Raw genomic sequence first — 20825 nt, forward strand, 5'->3', positions numbered from 1 at the left:
ACCAACCCCATTGCTTCGGCTTTGGGGTTTTTCTTCGCCCGCTGTCCGGAATCCTGTCTGTTACCTCCATCCGGAATGGATTCGCACAGGAGGTGCGCGATGTTACAAATACGAATCGGCCGTAACGGCGAAAACTTTTATGGGCAGGTAGTTCGTCCATCATGTCTGAATTGCCCATTTTGACACTGACCGAGATGATCGCCGTGCAGCTTATTGACACAGTGAACTCAGTGAGCGCGGCCCACGACCTGGAGGATTGGCTTTGTAGCGCGGGAATGATCGTGTATCACAATCCAGATACATCGTGGAAAGCGTGTATGGAGGCTGTCGCTGGCATCTGCGGACCAAGTTGGGTTTTCTAAAGGAGCAATACCATGAGCAAAGTGAAAACGTCTGTAATATACCCGCGTTGGGCCAATAAATATCTGCCAAACACGCCATACCAGAATGGAACAAGCAGATTTTCTTTAACCATGGACGACAAGGTGATCACCTTTGTTGATAATGAATCAGAAAACGGTATACCAGATCTTCTTGAAACGCTGGAGCGGTTTGGTATTCCTTACGACCACCACTGTGAAGCGCTTGATGGGGATCCTGCTTATGTCGTATATAACAGGCCTCGCAAGGACGGAAGCACGGAGGCGCTGCACGTTTGCGAAAGTGATAGGCTCCTCGACGTTGGGGAGCTGATCAAGCTGCTTGATGGAGAGCGTCCACTCGAAACCATCCGGAAGCTTTGCCTGGACATTGATAATGACACGCTTCCGCTAAAACCGAACATACGGGATTTCCCAGAGCAGGAATATCAGGATTGGCGCTCCTGCAAACCACGCATTTTCCGTGCGAACATCACAAACGTATATCGAAAAACAACTTGCTATGCTTTTGACCACGTTCGCCCCGGATTCTGCAATATTTTTGGTGTGACTGGTCATCTTATCGAGTCTCGTCAGGATGATAGCAAGCGCCACAATTCGTGGTTCAACACGCGGCAACTGGACGTTTTAGAACGTGAATTCCCTTACGTTTTCTTTGGGATGACCGGTGATCCTGCTGTGCCAGACGATGGGTCAGCCTTACTCTTCGAGCCTGGCCACCCGGCTGTATTCATACCAAGCGATGTTCATTTGCCTTCATTCACGCGTCGAAAAATCATTCAGTCTCTGGAAAACATGACACTGAAAGAGCCAGTTTCTCTGGACAATATGGATAAAATCGATGCGGCTTGCCATCGCATAGAACCGCAAGCGCGCTGGTCCTTCTGACCGGATCACACCCAACCCTCATGCATCCTGCATCGAGGGTTTTTCTTCGTCTGTGTGCTCGGAAACCTGTCTGGTACTCCCTTTTGGAAATTATCGCGGCATCCGCCGCATTCGACAGGAGAGGTATCATGCAGGCATTTCGTCTTTCCATTATGCAGTGTCCCACAACGCTCTGGGGCCTCGCCAGCGGCATCAGCAACCATATCATTTTCCACGACACGGGCAATAATTTGGTTATGGAAACCCATTCCTATGATGCCGCTTTGGATATTTGGGGAAACAGGATTAGAAAGGCCGACGGCAGCTATTGGAGCATGGTGGTGGATCCGTCGAAGGATTGCCCATCGCCGTGTGATAACCCGCTGATGGTGATGGAGGTGGCGATTATCCGTATCCACGCCATTTTCAGGTGTTGGCCAACCGATCGATCTATGGAAATGTTGCTCAACCGCTGGAGCGTGTCTGGCCAAGCTGCCGATGCGAAAATCCCTGATTTTCTGTTTGCGTCGGCAGCTCCATCGGTCATAGCTCAGCTTTAGGCACTCCTGATCTCCCTCAACCCCAGTGCATCCTGCACCGGGGTTTTTCTTTGTCGCTGTGCGGATTTCTGTCCGGTACCTCTCCATGGAAATTCACAGAAACACCGCCCATTTCGACCGGAGAAACCTTATGAACCACCTTTGTCAGGAATCACCTTTATATGATGGCGAATGCCTCGCCAGATCGAACGCGCCGGATCTCGACAGCTACGATCACATTCTTGTCGCCTTCTCTGGTGGCAAGGACTCCATGGCATGCCTGCTTCATTTGCTGGAGTTGGGCGTAAGCAGAAAACGCCTGGAACTTTGGCACCATCGGATTGATGGTGCCGACGGTGCCCTTATGGACTGGCCGGTGACCGAGGATTATTGCTCTACCATCGCCGCCCACTTCTGCCTCCCGATTTTCTTTTCCTGGAAGGAAGGCGGTTTTGAACGGGAGATGTTGCGGGATCGCTCGCCCACCGCTCCCATCCACTTTGAGGCGCCCGATGGCCTGCACACCATCGGCGGGCTCGGGCCCCAGGGCACCCGGCAAAAGTTCCCCCAGGTTTCTGGGAACCTTGCGGTACGCTGGTGCTCGGCATATCTCAAGATCGACGTCGCTGCGGCCGCTATCCGTAACGACCCGCGCTTTGTTGGGAAACGCACCTTGGTAGTCACTGGCGAGCGCGCGGAGGAATCCCCCGGGCGTGCCAAGTACGCCACTTTCGAGGCCCACAAGGCCGATCGAAGGGCGGGCAAGGCGCTGCGGCATGTGGACCATTGGCGCCCCGTCCACGCATGGGCGGAGGCCGAAGTATGGGACATTATCCGGCGCCACAAGGTGAACCCGCACCCAGCCTACTGGCTTGGTTTTGGCCGGGTGTCCTGTATGAAGTGCATCTTCGGCAGCCCGAATCAATGGGCTTCCATCCGTGCCATTGATCCCGATGGTCTTCGTGCCATTGCTCAGTATGAGGAGATCTTCGGCGTCACCATCCACCGTACCCAATCGGTAACGGACCGTGCGAATCAGGGCCAACCGTACCCCATGGTTTCCAGCAAGTGGCGTGATATCGCCATGCGCAAGCGCTATTCCGAGCCTGTATTCCTGGATCATTGGGAATACCCGGATGGCGCATTTGGCGAAAGCGTTGGTCCAACCTAGATAATCCCACCAACCCCAGTGCAACTTGCACCGGGGTTTTTCTTCGTCTGCTGTCCGGAATTCTGTCTGCGATTCCTCTCTGGAAATTATCGGGCACCCAGCCCTCTTTTTGAAGGAGAAATGCCATGCAGGAAAAAGACTTCACCCGCATCATCACCGCCATGCGCGCGACGGGCGCCTGTAGCCTTCGTGCGGAGTACCACGGGAGCGGCGACTCCATGGACAGCTTCACCATGTCGTTCGCGGATGGACAAGGAAATGACCTTTCCCTGCCCAAAGAAGTGGCCAGCGACATCCAGAATCAGTTGTATGATTTGTTGGTCGGAGATCACGAAGGGTGGGAAAACAACGAAGGGGGATACGGGGAAATCAGCCTCGATCTGGATGACGGCGTCCCGACCATGGATTGGGACCACTACGATTACGTGGTGGACACCAGCCTGACCAGCCACAGCTTCGGAGATGACTAATGGACATACAGATGCACCTCTCCGGAGGAAGCAGTTTTCCTTGTCATACGCCGGAAGAATTTATGGTTCTGGCGCGAGCAGGTCTTTCTGACCCCGTTCTGGGCGATATCCATCTGGGTCATGTTCAACTCTGTCCGCAGAATTTCGGCGGCGGAATTTTGGATGAATCCCGTGTGGCGGCCCTTCAGGCAGCGTATCCCGACACGCGGTTCCGCCTGCACGCCAACGCCAGGATTCTGGAAGAACCGTGCAGCTACGATCTGGGAACGGCACATCGTTTCCCGGAATATACGGCCCGCCTGGTGGACATGCTCCGCTTTCTCGGGGGGCCGTACAGCATTCATGCGGCCAGCAATGGAATGCCCATCATGGATCAAATCATGATGGCCAACATCCTCTCCAAACAAGCGGGTGTTCCGGTGGCTATCGAAGGCCTGTATCCGTCGTTACGTCCAGGAAACACGGTGTCCACCTGGGATGGCTATGCCGAGCTGCTGGAGCATAACGTGTACTTCGTCGTTGACCTGTCGCACCTGAACATCGTTCGCCAGGCCGAAGGAGAACCACCTGCAGGCCTGGTGGAAAGCCTTCTTGGGCACCCCCGGTGCATCGAGGTGCATGTATCCGGCAATGATGGAGCGATTAACTGATGCTTGATTTGTATTCAAATATGTTTATAGTTATCCGTTATGAGCAAAGCATACAGCATGGGTGAATTCGCAAAACGTATCGGTCGGTCGGCCCAGACGGTTCGACGGTGGGAGCGTGAAGGCAAATTGGTCGCCAAGCGTCTTCCATCTGGACATCGTTACTTCGACGAATCGGATGTGCGGCGCATGCTGGGCGGAGCCCCTGAAAACCGAGCCACAATCGTCTATTGCCGCGTGAGCAGTGCCGGGCAAAAAGACGATCTGGCCTCGCAGGTGGACGCAATGGAAACCTATTGCCGTGGTGCTGGTATTGCCGTGGACGAATGGGTTCAGGAGATTGGCGGCGGCATGAACTTCAAGCGCAAGCGTTTTCTCGGCATCCTGGACCGTATGCAACGCGGCGAAATTGGAAAACTACTGGTGGCGCACAAAGATCGACTGGTGCGATTTGGGTACGATCTCATTATGCATCTGGCTACTGAAAATGGCTGTGAAATCGTGGTTGTTAACCAAAATTCCTTGTCTCCGCAACAGGAGATGGTTGAAGACTTGCTCTCCATTGTTCATACCTTCAGTTGCCGATTATATGGGATGCGTAAATACAAGAAACAATTGCGGGAAGATTATCCGGAATACAAGGTGGCAGAACCCAAGGAACTTTTGCAATGATCACCGTTACCCGCACATTACAGGCTGATATTCCTGACGCTTTGCGGACGATCTGCAAGGCCATGGGGTATGTGCGGGCGGACATCTGGCGGCGGTATGGCGCTCTGGGAACTATTGGCAAGTCTGCCAACGATATCCGCAAAGAAATCTCGGCGGCAGGCTTGTATTCCACCCTCCCTGTGGACGGTACCATTCGCAATGAAACCACCAAGGACATTGTAAACGACGTTCTACTGTACAAGGCGGCTGCGATGCAAAAAGTGCGCAAAGCCATTGCCGCTCGCAATGGGGATGAGGCTGAACGCAAACGACTTTTTACGTTGCTGCGTAACGACCAATGGCTCACCGACAATTTTTTGCACCGCCAGATGCGCAAGCATTTCCGGCATGGAAAGTCATCCGTTGCCAACCAGTTCGTGGTCCGGTCAGACAAATACGCTACGGAAGTCGTGGACGGTCATCTGGTGATTGTCATTCATATCGCGGCGAAGTACGGCGCTCCAATCCGATTGACCACCACGTCCAGCGGCAAGAACGTCACTCTGTCGGGCAGCAACCTTCGGGTGGTGGTCAAGGATGGATTTACGGAGATCCACTATGCCGCCACCAAAGGCGATGGGCGGCTTTGTGGTGATCAAATGATGGGCATCGACAAAGGTTATACGGAAGCCTTCACGGATTCCGATGGTGTTGCGCATGGGGAAGCCTTCGGTGCGGTGCTGACGGAATATAGTGATCAGACATCAGCGACGGGTAAAGCGCGAAACAAACTCTACGCTTTGGAAAAGAAGCATCGGGAAGCGGGACGCATCGTTAAAGCGGATCACATCAAACGCTGCAACCTCGGGCGTATCAAGATAGACGGGCGTAGAGACCATACCCGCAAGCGGTTACGCACCATCGCTTTCCAGGCGGCTCACACGATTGTGGATAAGGCGACTGTAGTGGTCTCAGAAGATTTAACCTCTCCCATTGCCAAAAAGCAGGTATGGAAGCAATACAACAGACGTATGAGTGCATGGGCCAAAGGCGTGCTCGCCGATGCCCTGGACTCTGTATGTACGCAGCGGCAGGCGGAACATCGCTTGGTGAATGCAGCCTATACATCGCAAATGGACTCGGTGACGGGCTTGCTGGAAGGCAAGCGCGTGGCCGATAAATTTTACCGTGCGAACGGGGATGTGCTCCAGGCTGACCACAATGCTGCGTTGAACGTGCTGAGAAGGTACGAAGATACCGAGATCACTCGGTTCACTCCCCACCAGGAAGTCCGACGTATTCTTCTGGCACGATCTCCGGCGCAACTGAGCGTCAAGAGGCACGAGTTGCAGGCGAAAACCTATCAACCGTGTGCGGATAAATCCTCTGTACAGGTTTGTACAGGTTTATAGGAACAGTACGCGACCGTCACGAAGCCCTGCGTGGGAATGAGTGGTGGCTGAATCTATTGGCCGGTGTCAATCCGGACGCGGTTATTTTTTACGAGGGCCGTCACCCGGCCAAAGGAGTATAAGGTGAAAATTTATATTGAGCATGCGGAGGAGACCTGTCTTGGTGGATCCGCCTTCCCGGAAAACCCGGAAGAGGACGCATCGGTGATCCATTTTTATTGGGTTGATGGACGAGAGTGCGTTTTTAGGAACGGTGTCGATGATCAGATCACTGAACTGAAACAGCATCTTTGGGAGAATTATCGTGATCGGTGCGTCAATACCAATCACGATCTTTTAATGGCTTTGGCGGCGCTCAAGGATGCGCTGAAGTATGGCGGCAATAAGTTTGAGCTATGCATGGCGTTTCTGAATGACATCCCCATGATTCCGGTTACCGTCGAGCCACAAGACACCTGGGCTTTCTGACCCGATCCCACCAACCCCAATGCGTTTTGCATCGGGGTTTTTCTTTGCCTGGAGCACGGCATGGACTTTGGCGTTTGCCGTTGGTATTTGGCATCCGCCGGCCGCCCCCGCCCTTCGTCTGTGCGGAATCCTGTCCGGTACCCACAACCGGAAATGATCCCGGCAATCCTGCCGATTTTGCGAAAGGAGAAGTACGATGTCTGATTCATTTTACGGAGATGTGCGGTTTCCGGAGTGGGCACTGAAGTTCTTGCCCGAATTCTCTCAGGAGGATGGCACCCGACTTGAGCTGGAACCCAACAGCAAAGTCTATTTTTACGCGGAGGACGAGTGCAAAAACGGCGAAGTGAGTATTGTCGCCAATCTCTCCGCCATGGGGATCCCCTACGACTCCAGCAGCGCGGAGTATTTCGAGTACAAGGCGGAAACGATCTATTTCCGGTTCCGCGACAACGGAATGACTGAGGAACATGGCGTTTTGGAGGGAAGTGATCGTGTGCCGGCTCAGGACATCATCGATCTGGTGGACAATCACCTCACCGCCGCTGAAATTGGAAAGTGGTGCAGGGATTATATCGCGCCATTTCAGCCGCTCACTCCTCCTCTGGAGGAAATCACAGAAAGCGATTACCGGAATTGGCTCAACCAAAAAGCACAGGTCTTCCGTGACCATGTTTTGGCGGCGCTGGACGGGAAGCATGTCTCCATAGCCCGCCTGTACACCATCCATGGTATCGAAGATGGGGAAAGCACGCTGTTTTCCATGCCAGGAACGGTATGGAGCAAACATTTGCAGCCGCGCGTTTGTTTTTCCGACAAACAAATAGACGAAGGCGAGCGCTTATTCCCCGGCGTGAGATTCTTTATGGCGGGCAAGGGGCGAGTGGCGGCATTTATTTCGCCAGTAGCCATTTCACCAACGGACATTCCAGACCTCACGATTGCGGTAACAGAGTATCTGGAAACCCTTTGCAAAGGAGAAGACGCGTGAGAAATTCGTTATATTTTAACCCGACCTGCATGTCTTGCGGCTCACGGCTGGTTTGGGATATACCACAAGACCAGTACATGCGCGAAAAGGCGTTCTGGGATTCTTGGGAATGTGAAGTTTGTAAGCCTGCTGATGTTGTGGCAACCATCCGACGTCACTATTCGCCACCAACCTTCGACTTGGGGGACGCTTTTTTCTGTATCGTCCGATCTGAAGTGGACCGCTGGTGTATTGGCTCAGGATTGAGCCAGCATGACGCGCAGCAGCTTTATCGTGCTGGGATGGCATTCACCACGGCGGATGCAGCCAGGGCCGTCCTGGACGCCCAGAAACGCATATAAGCTGACCCCCTCAACCCCATGGCTTCGGCCTTGGGGTTTTTCTTCGCCTGGAGCCCTACGGAGCCCTGGGCATTTGCCATTGGCATTTGGCATCCGCTGGCCGCGCCGTCCAGCGGACGGATTCCTGTCTGCTATCTCTCTCCGGAATGAATCCACGGCATATCGCCGGTTTTTCTGAAAGGAGCTTTACCCATGAACATCCAAACGATTGATATTGCAGAGCTGGAGGGGTTGGACGATATCGCACTTGTAGTGAACGGGACAAAAGTCGCCACCGTTGACCCGGATTTTGAGGAAGATGGATCCGTATCGAACATGGATAATTTGGCGCACGCGCTTGCTGACGTGGTTGGCGTCCGAATCCGTTATGTCCGTATCAACCAGAATATGGAACAATTTCAAGCTGATGGAGATGTTGAAGGTAGCTGGACATGGAACAAGATCATATCTGCCGTATGGGTTACGGGCAAAGATCATTCACCCGAGTTTCTGCGCGCCCAGCCCGGCGTTACGTTTATCAGGACCGATGGCTTGAGCACGATCCTGGATCCCATAGAACTTTGTCATCATAACGGGGTTAGCCTCGTTCAAGTTCAAGAGCCTGAAATTGCTGGCATGTGGGACTGGATTTCTGGCGATGGCAAAAACGCTTGTGACATGAGCTTTTCGTCTATGATCGAAGCAGCGCGAGACGCTGTGAAGGTCCTTGGTCTGGATTGACCCCCCCCAACCCCGATGCATCTTGCACCGGGGTTTTTCTTATGCCTACCGGACGGATTCCTGTCTGCTACCTGTCATCGGTAATACGGGCATTCCGCCCATTTTGACAGGAGAAGCATCATGAACCAGAAATATACCGTAATCCTTACCGGAATCACCGACCAGCCCGTCGCGCAGATTTTCTGCTGCAACCAAGCAGACGACGAAGCCCACGCTCGGGAGCAGGCTGAAAACGCCTACCCCGGGTGCCGGGTGAATACCGTCTTCGAGTCAGGAGATTCAGGATGGCTTCGGATTTATTCCGCAAGTGAGGCAGCAGTAGATGGCGCCGGCTTTTGGTCCGACGAAGATGGTTGGACAGAAGATGGCGGGGAGTCACTGTACGAAGTTATGGAATGCATGGAGAGCCGCTTGCCGCTCAGCGTTGGGGGAGACGCTGTATGGCAGTTTGTGCGTGCCTGTGCCGCATCTCAGATCGCTGTTGCTCGGCGCATCCGGTCTGGTTACCTGGCTGGAAACTGCCAGGCTCCCGATGTGGATACTGCCGTGGAAGATTTGATGGAGCGATGCCCGTCGCTTTTTGCCACACGGGACCACGCATGGTCGTTTCTTATGGAAGAGACCCATGAAAATCTGGAACCCGAAGAGCCTTGTGGGTTCAATGTCGGGGATGAGGTGTTCTGGGAAGACCCGGATAACGGCATCTCCTCTGGATATTACACGATCCTGGAGATTAAGGGCGAGATTTTTGTCCTCAAGAACCAGGCCGGTAGCGTAACAGAAGCGTTCGCCTACGAAGTAAGATAAGCAGCACAGGAGAACAGAGATGACCTTTTGGGGCGAGTTTTCCAGTGTTGTTTTCGTGGCGTATGTCGTGCTCTGCTTTGCCTGCGAGAAGATCGCATCCGGAAATGGCCGATAGCCTTTGATCCACCCCAACCCCAATGCACTTTGCGTTGGGGTTTTTCTATTTGGTTTGGTCGGATTCCTGTCCGTTACTTCTTCCTGGAATTTTACAGGCATGCTCATTTCACAGGAGAAACGTCATGACGCATAAATACACAGTTATCCTCACTCATAAACGTGAAACACTGGGTTTCGTTGCTGATGCTGAAGATGCCGTGAGAGCAGTTCAATTGGCGAATGCTGCCTATCCTGGCTGCAGGATGCATTGCGTCCATTACAGCAGCATCCATGGGCATTATGCGATCCGATCGGAAAGCGAGTCACGGGGATCAGAACCCCAATCTGGATGGTGGTCTGGCACTTTTGGATGGACGGATCTTGATAGCTCAACCCGATTTAACCTGGACGAGCTTCGGGCCACACCACTTCCATTATCGAAAGGCGCGGATGCCAGTTGGAAATTTGTCGCTGGCAAGGACAGCGATGCTGCAAATTCCGTCCGGTCAAATCATCTCATAGGCCGACGGATCATTCCGAAGGACTCTTGGGCATTCTAGCGCGATCACTCCCAACCCCAGCGCATTTTGCACCGGGGTTTTCTGCGGTTCGGAAGGAATCCTGTCTGGACGGAATCCTGTCGGCTACTCCTGACTGGTATTGAAAACTATAAGGAGCGTGCCGCATGCTGTATTTCAACAAACGTGTCCGTGAGGATATTATCAAAACTTTCAACCGATTGGCCTACGCCGGAGGTTTTACGCAGCTCGCTGCGGCGGCGGCCCTGTATTATAAGGAAGGCCATGCATCTGGATTCCTTGCTGCGATTGGGTTTATCCTGTCTTGCAAGGCAATTTCCTGGATCGTTATGGCCTATGAGGCATAGATTCAAAAGGAGAGCGTTATGGGCATGAAGTACATCCGCCAGCAGTATGGGGTACCGGCCAAAAGAGGTGCAAGGGTTAGGTTCACGCCTGACGGAAATTTATCTATGAGTTGTGATGGCATCATCGTCGGCACTCGCAATGGTTATCTGCGAGTGCGTATGGGCGAAGAAAGACGAGTGAGAACTTATCACCCAACTTGGCAAATTGAGTACGTGTCGTGAATCTCGTGACTTGGCAACTCATCTCAATTGCCCTGATCCTGGTCGTTGGGTTGCCATTGGCAATCATCTCGGCCAAATCATCCCTGCACGAAAAGAAAGAGGCTCAGAAACACCGGGCCGATAAACCTACGGTATGACCACCCCAACCCCAGTGCTTTTGCACCGGGGTTTTTCTTCGTCAAAAAGCTGCAACACGCTCCGTCAACTTGTGTAAACCAACCAGGCTCGCAGGTGCCACTGCTCTCCTTTCCGCTGTCACCGTTTTTTCTGGCGCCCTTTCAGCCGGGTGGCGGGCGAATACCGCCAAAGTCTGCACACGGGCTTTTGCCCAAGCCAGCCGGTCTTCCTGGCTCGCGTCGCGATCCAGTCCGGCGCCTTTCTCCCCGTGAGCCCGCAAATAGATCATTTGCGCTTCCGGAAACTGTGCGCGAACCAAAGATACGAGGCTATCCACAAACCGATATTTCATCCCTTTGGTTTCGATTCGCGATGGCATCCACGCCTGATCCAAAAGCATGTCTGCCCCATCAAAATGTACCCAGTACAAGCCATTTACTCGCGCATTGATCTGTAGCTGGTCGTTTGATGTGATCAGGGCGAATGGTGTACAGGCTCCCACGCGGGTTGCCACCCAGTCGCTTTTGTTCAGATTCTGCGCCATCAGGTGTTTCCCGCTTTCAAACGGCAATCGCACCCACGAAAAGGTCAACCTTTTGATGGTTTCCATAACACACCTCACCAATCAGTTTCGTATACCCGAACATTAGATTAGTGAAAAAACAAAAGGTTCGCAACCTCTTGTATCAAACCGCTTCTTTAGACAGATTTTTTGATCTGCACCGCCGTTCCATAAGCCAACACTTCAACAAACTCATCGTCGTCGCCAACCGTCATTCCACCGTTCGCAATACGAAAGGCGACAATGGCATCGGCACCGTTCTTTTTCGCGTCCGCGATCATTTCCGCAATGGCCGCGTCCCGGGCTTCCCGCATGATCTTTTCATACCCGGACATGCGCCCGCCGGCGATGGCCCTGAGTTTCCCGAGAAAATTACCCGCCTGGGAGCGGGAACAAATGGCGGTCCCGCTCACCGTGCCCAGACTGGTAACGATGGTTTCTCCGTAAATATGTTCCGACGACACGACGATCATGCCAATCTCCTTTAGCGATCACTGCCCCGTGGCGATCATGAGGGCGCACATTTCTTCCAGTTCCCGCATGTCCCTGGCCTTGGGCGATAACGTTTTGATGGCGCGATCCCGTATTTCCTGCGACGCCTCGTCTGGCATATGCGCCAAGGTAAAGGCAATCTTCTCTTCCTCCGACATGGTTTCCCAGAGAGCCAGATCCAGCGATTCCCCGATTTGCAGCATCGGTCCTTTCCAACCGTGCCGATTTTGAGACCGTGGCGCGAACATCTCCTGTGGCGTAGAGGGCGCCGGCGCGCGCGCTGGTGGCGAAGCCTGCGATGTGGTCATCTGTTTACGATCCGGATCTTCCGCCCTTTCTGAGCGCGATGGCACTTCCGCAGACACCGCCCGGCGCGGTTGTGGCGTCTCAGGCGCCATCCCGTCAGCGGGCCCGCTTGATTTTCGACGCGCCCTTGGAACGGGCGAAGCCATCATGATGGCGTCCATGGAAATCTGCTTTTCCAGGCCGTTGTTCATGACATAGCGCAAAGCGGCCTTCACAAAGGACGATTTCAATCGATTGGGCATCCGAGAAAGCCATTGACCCAAATCCTCGTCTTCCGCGTACAAGTAAAACGACACCCTCTTAAGATCCATGCGCGATCTCCTTGCTATAGCGAAGGGTGGCCTTGAGCGTCATCACAGCGACTCCCCAAGGCGCCGGAACCCCTCCGCCACGGCAAAGCGGGGGTCTTCCACCAATTCCGCCTGTGGCCAGTATTCCGTGAGCTCGCCGATCAGCAAATCAGCGCCGCCGCCGCCGACAAAGATCTTCTCCAGCTTGCGCCCCACGTCACCAAACCGCGCGGATGCGCTATCGAAGATTTCCGATCCCAGGATGGAGAGGGCACGATCGGCATCCCGGCTCACATCCACGGTTTTGCCATAGTTCCGGATTTCCCTTTTCCATAATGCATCGTCGGCATCCAGATAATCCACGTCGAGGCCTTCGTTCTTCAACTGCTTCAGCAACAGGTTGGCAGCCCGGCTCATACCGCTGCAGGATCCCGCCACGCCCTCTACCCACCTTCCATCCAGCAACGCCATGAAGTCGGTAGTGTACCGGCCGATGGCCACAATACCGGCGTTGACCACGCGATCCTTGCGAACGCCGCCCTCCAGACCAATCATGTGTTGCAGGTAGATGCCGTTCGGCTCCGGCAAGACCCGGATTTGCGTATCCAGACAGGCGCTGACGATGTTCCGCATCTTGAGTTGTTGTTCATGGAAGGTGGAGGCGGGCAGGCCGGTCACAATACGCTCTATCTTGCCGGCGTTCCGCGTTACCTTGTCGATGGCGCCCTGGACAAGCGCACGGAATTCCTTCATGTCTAACCAGCGGTCGTGCAGACCGGAAACCCGCAAATTGCCCACCTCATGCAAGGCCGTGTTGCCGATGAAGTAGGTATTGCCGGCCACGTCCACCGTATCATCCAGCGCCGTGTCCGCCGCCGTCTTGTCCGTAATCCGCATGGCGGGGATCACCACCGATGGGATCATCAGCTTGACCACCTTGCCGTCAGGACATCTCCAGGACAGCTTTACCGAAGAGTGACCCACATCCATTCCCAGGCACGTCATTTGAGGCTCCTTAATATACTATGAACATGCGTGATTATGGGAGACGGTGACCACCCCGTCAAGCGGCACAACGCTCTTTATGGCTCCGAACCAACCTTTATGGTTCATTTTTTGGACATTTCGGCCCCTGTTAGTGCCTAAAAAACCTACACAACCCTAGATGGTACAGCAGAGAACTTTATGGTGCTTTATGTTCCGCCATAAGACCTGTATGGGCTTTTTTAGGACAATTTAGCCCTGTATGGGACGTTAAAGTGTTTATGGTTTTCGCTTGGTTGCCCGACCAACCTTATAATATCATACTACGCACAAGGGTCGCTGATCGCGGCCCCTTGTTTGTTTTTCACGCCCTAAGCGGGCGATATCACGTCCTGCGGACGGATTTTTTGAGAGGATGCCATGCCTGATCTTGATGAAAAATGGTCGGTGGAAGAGGGGGCACCAGAGGCCCCGGTTCGGTATTCCACGCAGCAACCCCCCTTGCCACCCGGCTCCGACGCCGCGCTGCTTCAATATTTCGCCTTGCAAAGAGCCCGGACCATCCGTCTTTTAGGCCACATCGACACCCGCCTGGACCAGGAACGGGAGCGGCTTGATCGCCACCAGCCGCGTTGGAGTGGCCGTTTGGGGCTGGTGTGGCGGCCCATGTCTGGGCGGTATCTGGGGGCGGTGCAGCCGGATGTGGTGATCTGGTTGATGCGGCATTTTTCCGGGCAGTCCCGCTGGTTTTATACGGTCTTGCCGCTCAACGGATTATCCAGAAGGGCCAAGCGTTCCGGCGGGTGGGCCGAAGGTGCGCCGGTGGTGCAGGAGAGTTTGCGGGAGATTGCCGACTTGATGCGGAAGCGGGAGCGGATACTGGGTCAATGGTCGGATCTGTCGCGGTCTTTATCCAGTCATGAGGGGTTATTGGGGATGCCGGATGGCCCGAAAGCCACGGAGAAACCGAAGGTTGCGGATGGTCGTAAAAAAGCGCTTTAATATACCTGTTTTCATTCTGAGGAGGTGCCCGATGGAACGTAATCCCTTGGTGATTACCGAGAAAGCGGTTGGTCGCCGCAGCGAAAAGACCGTGAACGCTCGCGACCTGCATGCATTCCTGGAGGTCGGGCGTGACTTTACGAACTGGATCAAAAACCGGATCAAACAGTGGGGATTTGTGGAGGGGAAGGATTACATTCGCCTTGAAGGTTTGATCTCCCCCATTTTGGCGAGCAAAGGCCGGAAAGAAAATGTTTGCTCGCCCGTTTTGGCGAGCAAAGGTCGTGGTGGACATAATGTCACGGAATACGCCCTGACCCTCGACATGGCCAAGCACCTGTCGATGATCGAGCGGTCACGGAGGGGACACGAAGCCCGCGAATACTTTATCGAATGCGAGCGCCGGTACCGTGGGCTCAGGGAGCAAACCGCGCCGGTTCCGCCGGATACCACCAGGACCCCGGAAGAGTTGGCCTCACTGTTGCACTTGTACGCGGCGTCCGTGAAGGCCCACAAAGCCAATGGCTTAAATCAGTTCCAGGCCGTGCTGGGCGCGCGTCGGGTGCTGCTGAAACAGTATCAGTTCGATATTAATCATCATTTGATTCTGAATGATGTGGAGTATTTGGCACGGGTCGGGATGGTGTCGAACGAGCGCGAGAAACAAGATCGCCGTTTCTGGTTTCCCGACGAGATTGATGATGGTCCGAACACCACTCACTAAGCCTGCAGATCTACCCAAAACCCCGGTGCAATGTGTAGCGGGGTTTTTCCTGAATCGATTAACACTCTCCGCAATCCCCCGGCCGCTCCGTCTGCCCGGATGGTCCGCCTGGCTCCGTGCTGTGCGGAAATCTGTCTGCTACCTCCTTTCGGAAATTATCGGGCATTCCGCCCATTTTCGAAAGGAGTAACACCATGCCGAACCACACCAGCAATATTCTGAACATCACCGGGCCCAAGCCGCTTCTGGACGAAATCCGGGCAAAGCACTTCCGGGTTCCAGAGGGCAAAACAGAACCGTGTCTTGATTTCGACACCATAATCCCGATGCCCAAAGATCTGGCCGATACAGTAGAGGGCTCAGGCATTGCTTGGGGAATGGATATCCTCAATGGAAAATTTGATCACCTTATTCGTCTGGCAAAGGATCATCCGGACGATCCCCTGCCGGAGGATCTGGATATTCCTACAGCCATTGCCATTGGGCTGGATTGGTGCCCGGATGTTATCGAGGCTGGTTTCCAGGGTGTTCGCAACCTGGAGAACTACCATGCCAAATCCTGGTACGGTTGGTCGGTCAATAACTGGGGCACCAAATGGAACGCCTATTGGGGATCCATCAATGATCCGGCAGAGCCCTTCATCGAGGCTGCATATTCCACAGCTTGGTCCCCGGGAAGCGAGGCCATCGACGCTCTGGCCGCGATGTATCCCGGCGCGGAGTTTGAGCACCACTTTCTGGATGAAGGCGGTGGCTTTGCTGGCACACGGGAATACAGTGCCGGCGAATTGGTTTCCGATACGGACATAGATTGGACATTCCATGCCCGGAACACCTTTGGGATGGACACTGAGGAGGAGGAAGACGAGGAGGAGACCACGGAAGACGTGCCAGAACCAGATCCAGCAACACGGATGGGGATGAAACCTGATAGCCCCTGGGCCTTCTAGTCCGACCCCTCCAACCCCAGTGCATCTTGCACCGGGGTTTTTCTTTGATCGCTGTCCGGTTTTCTGTCCGGTACCCATCCTTGGAAATTGAACATCCGCCCGCGCATTCCCCCTGCTGGGCCGTAGGCCAGGAGGGGGTCAAGCGGGCTTGTTTGTCCATCGTTGTAAGGATAGTATAATTACATGCAGAAAGTCACGCGAACGGATCGGTGGTCGCTTGTTGCTACGGAGGAGCAGCGGCGCATGGTGCTGAGCACCACGGCGCTGTACCGGGCCTATTGCCGCGCGCTGATCGGCGTGCTCTGGGTACATCAAAAGGAAATCATCGCGGCACCATTCCCTGTCGCCGTCGTCGAACGACTGATTCATGCGACCGCGCGGAACCCCAATCCCCAATACCACTATTTCGACCGGCACTTTCCCAAGTTCCCCAGCTACTTGCGCCGGGCGGCCATCATGGCGGCGCTGGGTCAGGCGTCCTCGTTCTCCACCCGCTATGATCAATGGCAGGGTGGTATCCGTAAACGGCGCGATGCCTTGCCGCCGCGCCGGACCGGGGAAAACGCGCTGAACCCCCCGTTGTATCGTGGTCAGTGCATTCGTTTCGATGAGCAGTACCAGCATGCCGAAATCAAGGTCTGGTCCGGTACCGACTGGATCTGGACCACCTTGCGGATCGCCGCCAAGCGGCACCGGCACGAGGCACCGCAAAACAAGGCGTTGTCTCCGATGCTGCTTGCGGACGGCAGCGGCGTCAAGCTCGCCATTCCTTTCGAAGTGCCTGTGCAGTTTCCGTCCAGAAAGGCCGCGCAGCGCGTCTGCGGGGTCGATCTGGGCATTCGTAAAACCGCCACCGCATCCATTGTCTCCGCAGACGGTACGGTCGTGGCCCGGCAGTTTTTCCACCGGGGCGCGGACATCGACCGTCGGGACAAGGGGCTGGTGACGGTACGTTCCAAAGCCCGTCTCACCATGGGCAAAAGTGGCACACTCAGCAAGGGTTTTTGCAGGGCGGTCTATCGCAAGGCCCGCCACCGCAATCTGGACATGGCGCAACGCCTGTCCGGGGAAATCGTGGCGTTCGCCCAGGACCATGGGGCGCAGGTCATCGTATTGGAGCATCTCAAGCAGTACCGGCCCCGAGCCGGACGCAAGGGGTCCACCCTCCGGCAGCGCTTCCACGGCTGGTTGCATAGCCTGCTCGCCCGGCGGATACGGGAACGGGCCGAAGAATCCGGATTGCTGGTCGAGTTCGTCAACCCGGCCGGCACGTCGGAACATGCGTACGACGGCTCGGGTGCCGTCAAGCGCGACGCCCGCAACTGGTCCTGGGTGACCTTCGCCACCGGCAAACGCTACAACGCCGACTTAAACGCCTGCTACAACATCGCCGCGCGGTTCTTTGCCAAGATGTTGGGGCTCACGGGCAGAAATGCCCAGGCGTGTGTTCGCGGCAAAAGTTCCGCGACGCAACCGAGAATCCCGGTCACGCTCTCTACGCTATGGCGGCACGCGCAAGCCATGGCAACAGAGCATGAAGCCCCGACTACAGCACCTGCTTAGTCGCGGGAGGATTCACGCCTGTCGTTTGGTCATGGAGAAATTCCAGGGCGAAGCCCGGGAGCAACCCAGTTGTGAACAGGAGCATTTTTGGAAAGAGCGCTTCGCTTCGATTTTCGAGGTGCAGCCGCCCGTCTAGAGCTATGATCGAAAGTGGTGTACGGGCGGGTTACATCTGACTTGAGCAAGGTGGCGCACTGTTGCTACAAAGGGTTTCGCAGACCAATGAGCAACGAGGAGTACGCCATGAAAGATAGTACCGTTTTTGAGAGTGGTATGGGAGAGCTGGGCCTGGGCATCGAAGGCGTACTTCGGCGAGCGGCACGTTCCCTGATCGAACAGGCCATAGAGACAGAGGTGTCCGTATTGCTGGAAGAGTTTTCTGCCGTGCGGATGGTCAACGGTCGTCAGGCGGTCGTTCGTAATGGCCACCTGCCGGAACGAGAGATCATGACGGCTCTGGGACCTGTGCCGGTGAAGGTCCCCAAGGTTCGGGATCGCTCAGGCTCGGGGATTAAATTCAATTCGGCACTGGTGCCACCGTATGTGCGTAAATCGCGGACGGTGGCGGCCACGGTCCCCTGGCTGTATCTGCATGGGGTATCTTCTGGTCACATGCAGGAGGCGCTTTCTATCCTCCTGGGCGAAGAGGCCAAGGGACTATCCCCGGCGGCATTGGGACGCCTCAAGGCGCAGTGGACGGAAGAGCATGCCGCTTGGCAACGCCGTTCCCTGGAAGGTAAACGGTATGCCTACTGGTGGGTGGACGGTGTCTATACCAATCTGCGTGCAGAGGAGGATCCGCGCATCTGCTTGTTGGTGATTATTGGCGTGACTGCGGACGGGAACAAGGAATTGGTCAGCGTCAGCGACGGCCTGCGCGAATCCAAGGCCTCCTGGCTGGAGATTCTGCGCGACCTGCAGGCGCGTGGTCTGGAAGCCGCCCCCTTACTGGCGATTGGTGACGGTGCTATGGGCTTCTGGGCCGCATTGGATGAAGCGTATCCCAAAACCCGCCAGCAGCGCTGCTGGGTGCACAAGACCGCCAATATCCTCAACGAACTGCCCAAATCCAAGCAGGGCAAGGCGAAGGCGGCACTGCAGGAAATCTGGATGGCCGAGAGCCGGAAGGCCGCAGAGAAGGCCCTGGAGATCTTTGTGCGCAACTACCAGGCGAAGTATCCCAAGGCCGTGGCCAAACTGGAAAAGGATCGGGCGGAATTGCTGGCTTTCTATGATTATCCGGCCGAACATTGGCGACACATCCGCACCACCAATGCCATTGAGTCGACCTTTGCCACTGTGCGCCACCGGACGTCGCGCACCAAAAATTGTGTATCGCGCAACAGCTTCATTGGATTGGGTTTCAAAATGCTGCAGCAGGCAGAAAAGCGTTGGATCGCCATTTTCCATCCGGAGAAAGTACGCGATCTGTTTGCGGGGGTAAAATTCACCGATGGATTACCGGCTAATGAAACCCTGCCGGGGGACCAACAGGACGCCGCCTAAGCTATGTCAGCAAATGCTCATACACCAGAATTGACTATAGCTCGCCCGTCTATCTTAACCATCGCCTGCGACATCTTGGTTTGATGTCGTAACTTGAGGGATTTCTTCTTGACCCTGGCCCGTGCGGAAACCTGTCCATCGGCGTGATCGGAAAACTGTCTGATATCTCCTGACGGCAAGACTCTCAAGGAGGTTCCCATGGCGCTCGTCGTCATCTTCTGCGTTGTGTCTGGTGTTGCCATTTATGGCAGCATCCGGCCTTCGCTGTATCGGCTCGGTATCATTTGATACTGATCCCCTAAGTTGATCCGTATGTAACCCATACGGTTTCAATATTCTCCCACCCAACCCTATTGCTTCGGCTTTAGGGTTTTTCTTTGTTCGAAAACCTGTCTGCGATCGGCATTCGGCAAAGATTCGATACAGGAGGACGTGATGCATCGCTATCTAATGAGCATTCATGGCGTTAAAAGCAAAGAGCACCTGGAAAAGGTGACGGAGGAGATGCGAGAACTGGGGGCGCCGATCATTCGTGTGGTGGACTGTGGTGACACCTATTTCGCCCTGGAAGGCACGCATAGGCTCCGAGCAGCCTGCTTGCTGGGCATAACCCCCACGCTGGATGTTGTTGGCGAGCAGGACCAGGTGGATCTCACCTGGATGGATATTCGGGACAATTTCCCCGATGGAACGGTGGCCATGCCAGCCGGCGAGATTGTTGCCGCCTTGCGTGACCCGTACGGCAATGGCAGTTACCGGATCAATGATGATGGGCTGCTGGAGCTGGTACAGGCCGGAATTTAGCTTGATCCAGCGGATCTGACCCACCCCAACCCCAAGCTTCGGCCTGGGGTTTTTCTTGTCCTGATCTGTTGGTGTCGTGCTGACGTAGATCCAGTGCCCTTGGCTTCTGTGTTGGGGTGTGACAAATTTGTGTCAGAGCCAGCAACGACCGAGGCGCCAGTGTAGTAGATTGAGGTAGGTTATGGCTTTGGCAAGCGGCGCAACTTATTGATAAATATATGGCTATGATGAGAAATACTGAATGGCATTCCGGCGTTTTCACCGCAGACGGGAGATGGATCAATGAACAGCATGGGTGCATCACAGCGAAAAAGGGGAATCCGCATGGCCGGCGCGGCGGTGGGTCTCATGATGGCACCGGTTTTAGCCGTGGCGCAGACGGTCGCCGTCACCACGTCGGGTCCATTAGCGGCACAGGCGGGGCCGGTCGAGCATTTCTACTATGGCCCGGGCATGATGGGCAGTTGGGGTCCCGGCTATTACGGTCTTGGCATGATGGGTGGTTTCGGACTGTTTTGGGGAATGCTGTGGCTGCTGGTTCTCGTGGGGATCGTGTGCGGCATTCTGTTTCTGATTCGCGGGGCTTTTGCCTGCAGGCATCACCATGGGTGCAGGAGCGGCCTGTCGGACAACGAAAATGTTACCGCCCTCAATCTCCTGGACGACCGGTATGCGCGCGGCGAGATCAAGCGTGACGAATACCTGGAAAAGCGGAAGGATCTGGGAAAATGAGCGGGCATAAGGGGTGGGGGATGATATTGGCCGCGGGATGGCTTACAGTCCTGAGCGGTTGTGCGGTGGCTCCAGGACCCGCCTATGTGGAGGGATCAATCCCTGAAGCGGTGGTTGTGCCGGGG

General features: G+C 55.1%; 26 protein-coding genes. 22 read left to right on the plus strand and 4 right to left on the minus strand.

Features of this window, described 5'->3' with window-relative positions:
* The first annotated feature begins 374 nt into the window (after nucleotides 1–374).
* From AFE_RS06145 to AFE_RS16045, 15 genes are all read left to right on the plus strand, one after another.
* Nucleotides 375–1268, plus strand: coding sequence for a hypothetical protein (locus tag AFE_RS06145; protein WP_012606970.1), 894 nt, complete (start codon nucleotides 375–377; stop codon nucleotides 1266–1268).
* Nucleotides 1269–1396: 128 nt separating this feature from the next.
* Nucleotides 1397–1807, plus strand: coding sequence for a hypothetical protein (locus AFE_RS06150; RefSeq protein ID WP_012606971.1), 411 nt, complete (start codon nucleotides 1397–1399; stop codon nucleotides 1805–1807).
* A 130-nt stretch (nucleotides 1808–1937) separates the two neighbouring features.
* Nucleotides 1938–2957 (plus strand): phosphoadenosine phosphosulfate reductase domain-containing protein, encoded by a 1020-nt coding sequence (locus tag AFE_RS06155; protein WP_012606972.1) that lies wholly within the window; start codon nucleotides 1938–1940, stop codon nucleotides 2955–2957.
* Nucleotides 2958–3082: 125 nt separating this feature from the next.
* Nucleotides 3083–3427, plus strand: coding sequence for a DUF6878 family protein (locus AFE_RS06160; protein WP_012606973.1), 345 nt, complete (start codon nucleotides 3083–3085; stop codon nucleotides 3425–3427).
* The gene (locus AFE_RS06165) at nucleotides 3427–4077 is read left to right on the plus strand and encodes a hypothetical protein (protein ID WP_041645749.1); all 651 of its coding nucleotides are present in this window, start codon (nucleotides 3427–3429) and stop codon (nucleotides 4075–4077) included. Before AFE_RS06160 ends, AFE_RS06165 begins: the two co-directional genes overlap by 1 nt.
* Before the next feature lie 39 nt (nucleotides 4078–4116).
* On the plus strand, nucleotides 4117–4746 hold the full coding sequence (locus tag AFE_RS06170; RefSeq protein WP_012606975.1) for an IS607-like element ISAfe11 family transposase: 630 nt from the start codon (nucleotides 4117–4119) through the stop codon (nucleotides 4744–4746).
* 251 nt (nucleotides 4747–4997) lie between these two features.
* Nucleotides 4998–6137, plus strand: a complete 1140-nt coding sequence (locus tag AFE_RS06175; protein ID WP_201763904.1) for a transposase — start codon at nucleotides 4998–5000, stop codon at nucleotides 6135–6137.
* A 123-nt stretch (nucleotides 6138–6260) separates the two neighbouring features.
* The gene (locus AFE_RS06180) at nucleotides 6261–6605 is read left to right on the plus strand and encodes a hypothetical protein (RefSeq protein WP_012606977.1); all 345 of its coding nucleotides are present in this window, start codon (nucleotides 6261–6263) and stop codon (nucleotides 6603–6605) included.
* A 196-nt stretch (nucleotides 6606–6801) separates the two neighbouring features.
* A complete protein-coding gene (locus AFE_RS06185) occupies nucleotides 6802–7596 on the plus strand; it encodes a hypothetical protein (protein ID WP_041645752.1) in 795 nt (264 codons plus the stop codon).
* Nucleotides 7593–7937 carry a hypothetical protein gene (locus AFE_RS06190; RefSeq protein ID WP_041645756.1) on the plus strand — a complete coding sequence of 115 codons (345 nt, stop codon included), beginning with the start codon at nucleotides 7593–7595 and terminating at the stop codon, nucleotides 7935–7937. The genes AFE_RS06185 and AFE_RS06190 overlap by 4 nt, the downstream gene beginning before the upstream one ends.
* A gap of 192 nt (nucleotides 7938–8129) precedes the next feature.
* Nucleotides 8130–8657, plus strand: a complete 528-nt coding sequence (locus AFE_RS06195; RefSeq protein ID WP_012606982.1) for a hypothetical protein — start codon at nucleotides 8130–8132, stop codon at nucleotides 8655–8657.
* A 120-nt stretch (nucleotides 8658–8777) separates the two neighbouring features.
* Nucleotides 8778–9464, plus strand: coding sequence for a hypothetical protein (locus AFE_RS06200; RefSeq protein ID WP_041645759.1), 687 nt, complete (start codon nucleotides 8778–8780; stop codon nucleotides 9462–9464).
* A gap of 239 nt (nucleotides 9465–9703) precedes the next feature.
* Complete coding sequence (locus AFE_RS16040; protein ID WP_148208614.1) at nucleotides 9704–10120, plus strand: hypothetical protein; 417 nt, start codon at nucleotides 9704–9706, stop codon at nucleotides 10118–10120.
* Nucleotides 10121–10245: 125 nt separating this feature from the next.
* Nucleotides 10246–10446 (plus strand): hypothetical protein, encoded by a 201-nt coding sequence (locus AFE_RS06205; protein ID WP_012606988.1) that lies wholly within the window; start codon nucleotides 10246–10248, stop codon nucleotides 10444–10446.
* A gap of 18 nt (nucleotides 10447–10464) precedes the next feature.
* A complete protein-coding gene (locus AFE_RS16045; protein WP_012606989.1) occupies nucleotides 10465–10668 on the plus strand; it encodes a hypothetical protein in 204 nt (67 codons plus the stop codon).
* A gap of 178 nt (nucleotides 10669–10846) precedes the next feature.
* On the opposite strand, the gene AFE_RS06215 is transcribed toward AFE_RS16045, so the two are convergent.
* The 4 genes from AFE_RS06215 to AFE_RS06230 all read right to left on the minus strand — a co-directional run bounded on the left by AFE_RS06215 (nucleotide 10847) and on the right by AFE_RS06230 (nucleotide 13440).
* Nucleotides 10847–11329 (minus strand): hypothetical protein, encoded by a 483-nt coding sequence (locus tag AFE_RS06215; RefSeq protein ID WP_148208615.1) that lies wholly within the window; start codon nucleotides 11327–11329, stop codon nucleotides 10847–10849.
* A 155-nt stretch (nucleotides 11330–11484) separates the two neighbouring features.
* Nucleotides 11485–11820 carry a YbjQ family protein gene (locus tag AFE_RS06220; RefSeq protein WP_012606992.1) on the minus strand — a complete coding sequence of 112 codons (336 nt, stop codon included), beginning with the start codon at nucleotides 11818–11820 and terminating at the stop codon, nucleotides 11485–11487.
* 18 nt (nucleotides 11821–11838) lie between these two features.
* Nucleotides 11839–12456, minus strand: a complete 618-nt coding sequence (locus AFE_RS06225) for a hypothetical protein (protein ID WP_012606993.1) — start codon at nucleotides 12454–12456, stop codon at nucleotides 11839–11841.
* Nucleotides 12457–12498: 42 nt separating this feature from the next.
* Entirely contained in the window at nucleotides 12499–13440 is a 942-nt protein-coding gene (locus AFE_RS06230) for a ParM/StbA family protein (protein ID WP_012606994.1), read from the minus strand.
* A gap of 399 nt (nucleotides 13441–13839) precedes the next feature.
* Between AFE_RS06230 and AFE_RS06235 the strand changes: the two genes are divergently transcribed.
* From AFE_RS06235 to AFE_RS15350, 7 genes are all read left to right on the plus strand, one after another.
* A complete protein-coding gene (locus AFE_RS06235) occupies nucleotides 13840–14421 on the plus strand; it encodes a hypothetical protein (RefSeq protein ID WP_041645763.1) in 582 nt (193 codons plus the stop codon).
* 31 nt (nucleotides 14422–14452) lie between these two features.
* Nucleotides 14453–15145, plus strand: coding sequence for an antA/AntB antirepressor family protein (locus AFE_RS15345; RefSeq protein ID WP_012606997.1), 693 nt, complete (start codon nucleotides 14453–14455; stop codon nucleotides 15143–15145).
* A gap of 194 nt (nucleotides 15146–15339) precedes the next feature.
* A complete protein-coding gene (locus AFE_RS06245; RefSeq protein ID WP_012606998.1) occupies nucleotides 15340–16095 on the plus strand; it encodes a DUF1281 family ferredoxin-like fold protein in 756 nt (251 codons plus the stop codon).
* Between the two features lie 183 nt (nucleotides 16096–16278).
* On the plus strand, nucleotides 16279–17658 hold the full coding sequence (locus tag AFE_RS06250; RefSeq protein WP_041645766.1) for an IS200/IS605 family accessory protein TnpB-related protein: 1380 nt from the start codon (nucleotides 16279–16281) through the stop codon (nucleotides 17656–17658).
* A 243-nt stretch (nucleotides 17659–17901) separates the two neighbouring features.
* On the plus strand, nucleotides 17902–19164 hold the full coding sequence (locus tag AFE_RS06255) for an IS256-like element ISAfe2 family transposase (RefSeq protein ID WP_012607001.1): 1263 nt from the start codon (nucleotides 17902–17904) through the stop codon (nucleotides 19162–19164).
* A gap of 435 nt (nucleotides 19165–19599) precedes the next feature.
* On the plus strand, nucleotides 19600–19968 hold the full coding sequence (locus tag AFE_RS06260) for a ParB N-terminal domain-containing protein (RefSeq protein ID WP_012607002.1): 369 nt from the start codon (nucleotides 19600–19602) through the stop codon (nucleotides 19966–19968).
* Between the two features lie 324 nt (nucleotides 19969–20292).
* The gene (locus AFE_RS15350; protein ID WP_236608978.1) at nucleotides 20293–20700 is read left to right on the plus strand and encodes an SHOCT domain-containing protein; all 408 of its coding nucleotides are present in this window, start codon (nucleotides 20293–20295) and stop codon (nucleotides 20698–20700) included.
* Nucleotides 20701–20825: the final 125 nt, after the last annotated feature.

This window comes from Acidithiobacillus ferrooxidans ATCC 23270 (genome assembly GCF_000021485.1).
Lineage (GTDB): Bacteria > Pseudomonadota > Gammaproteobacteria > Acidithiobacillales > Acidithiobacillaceae > Acidithiobacillus > Acidithiobacillus ferrooxidans.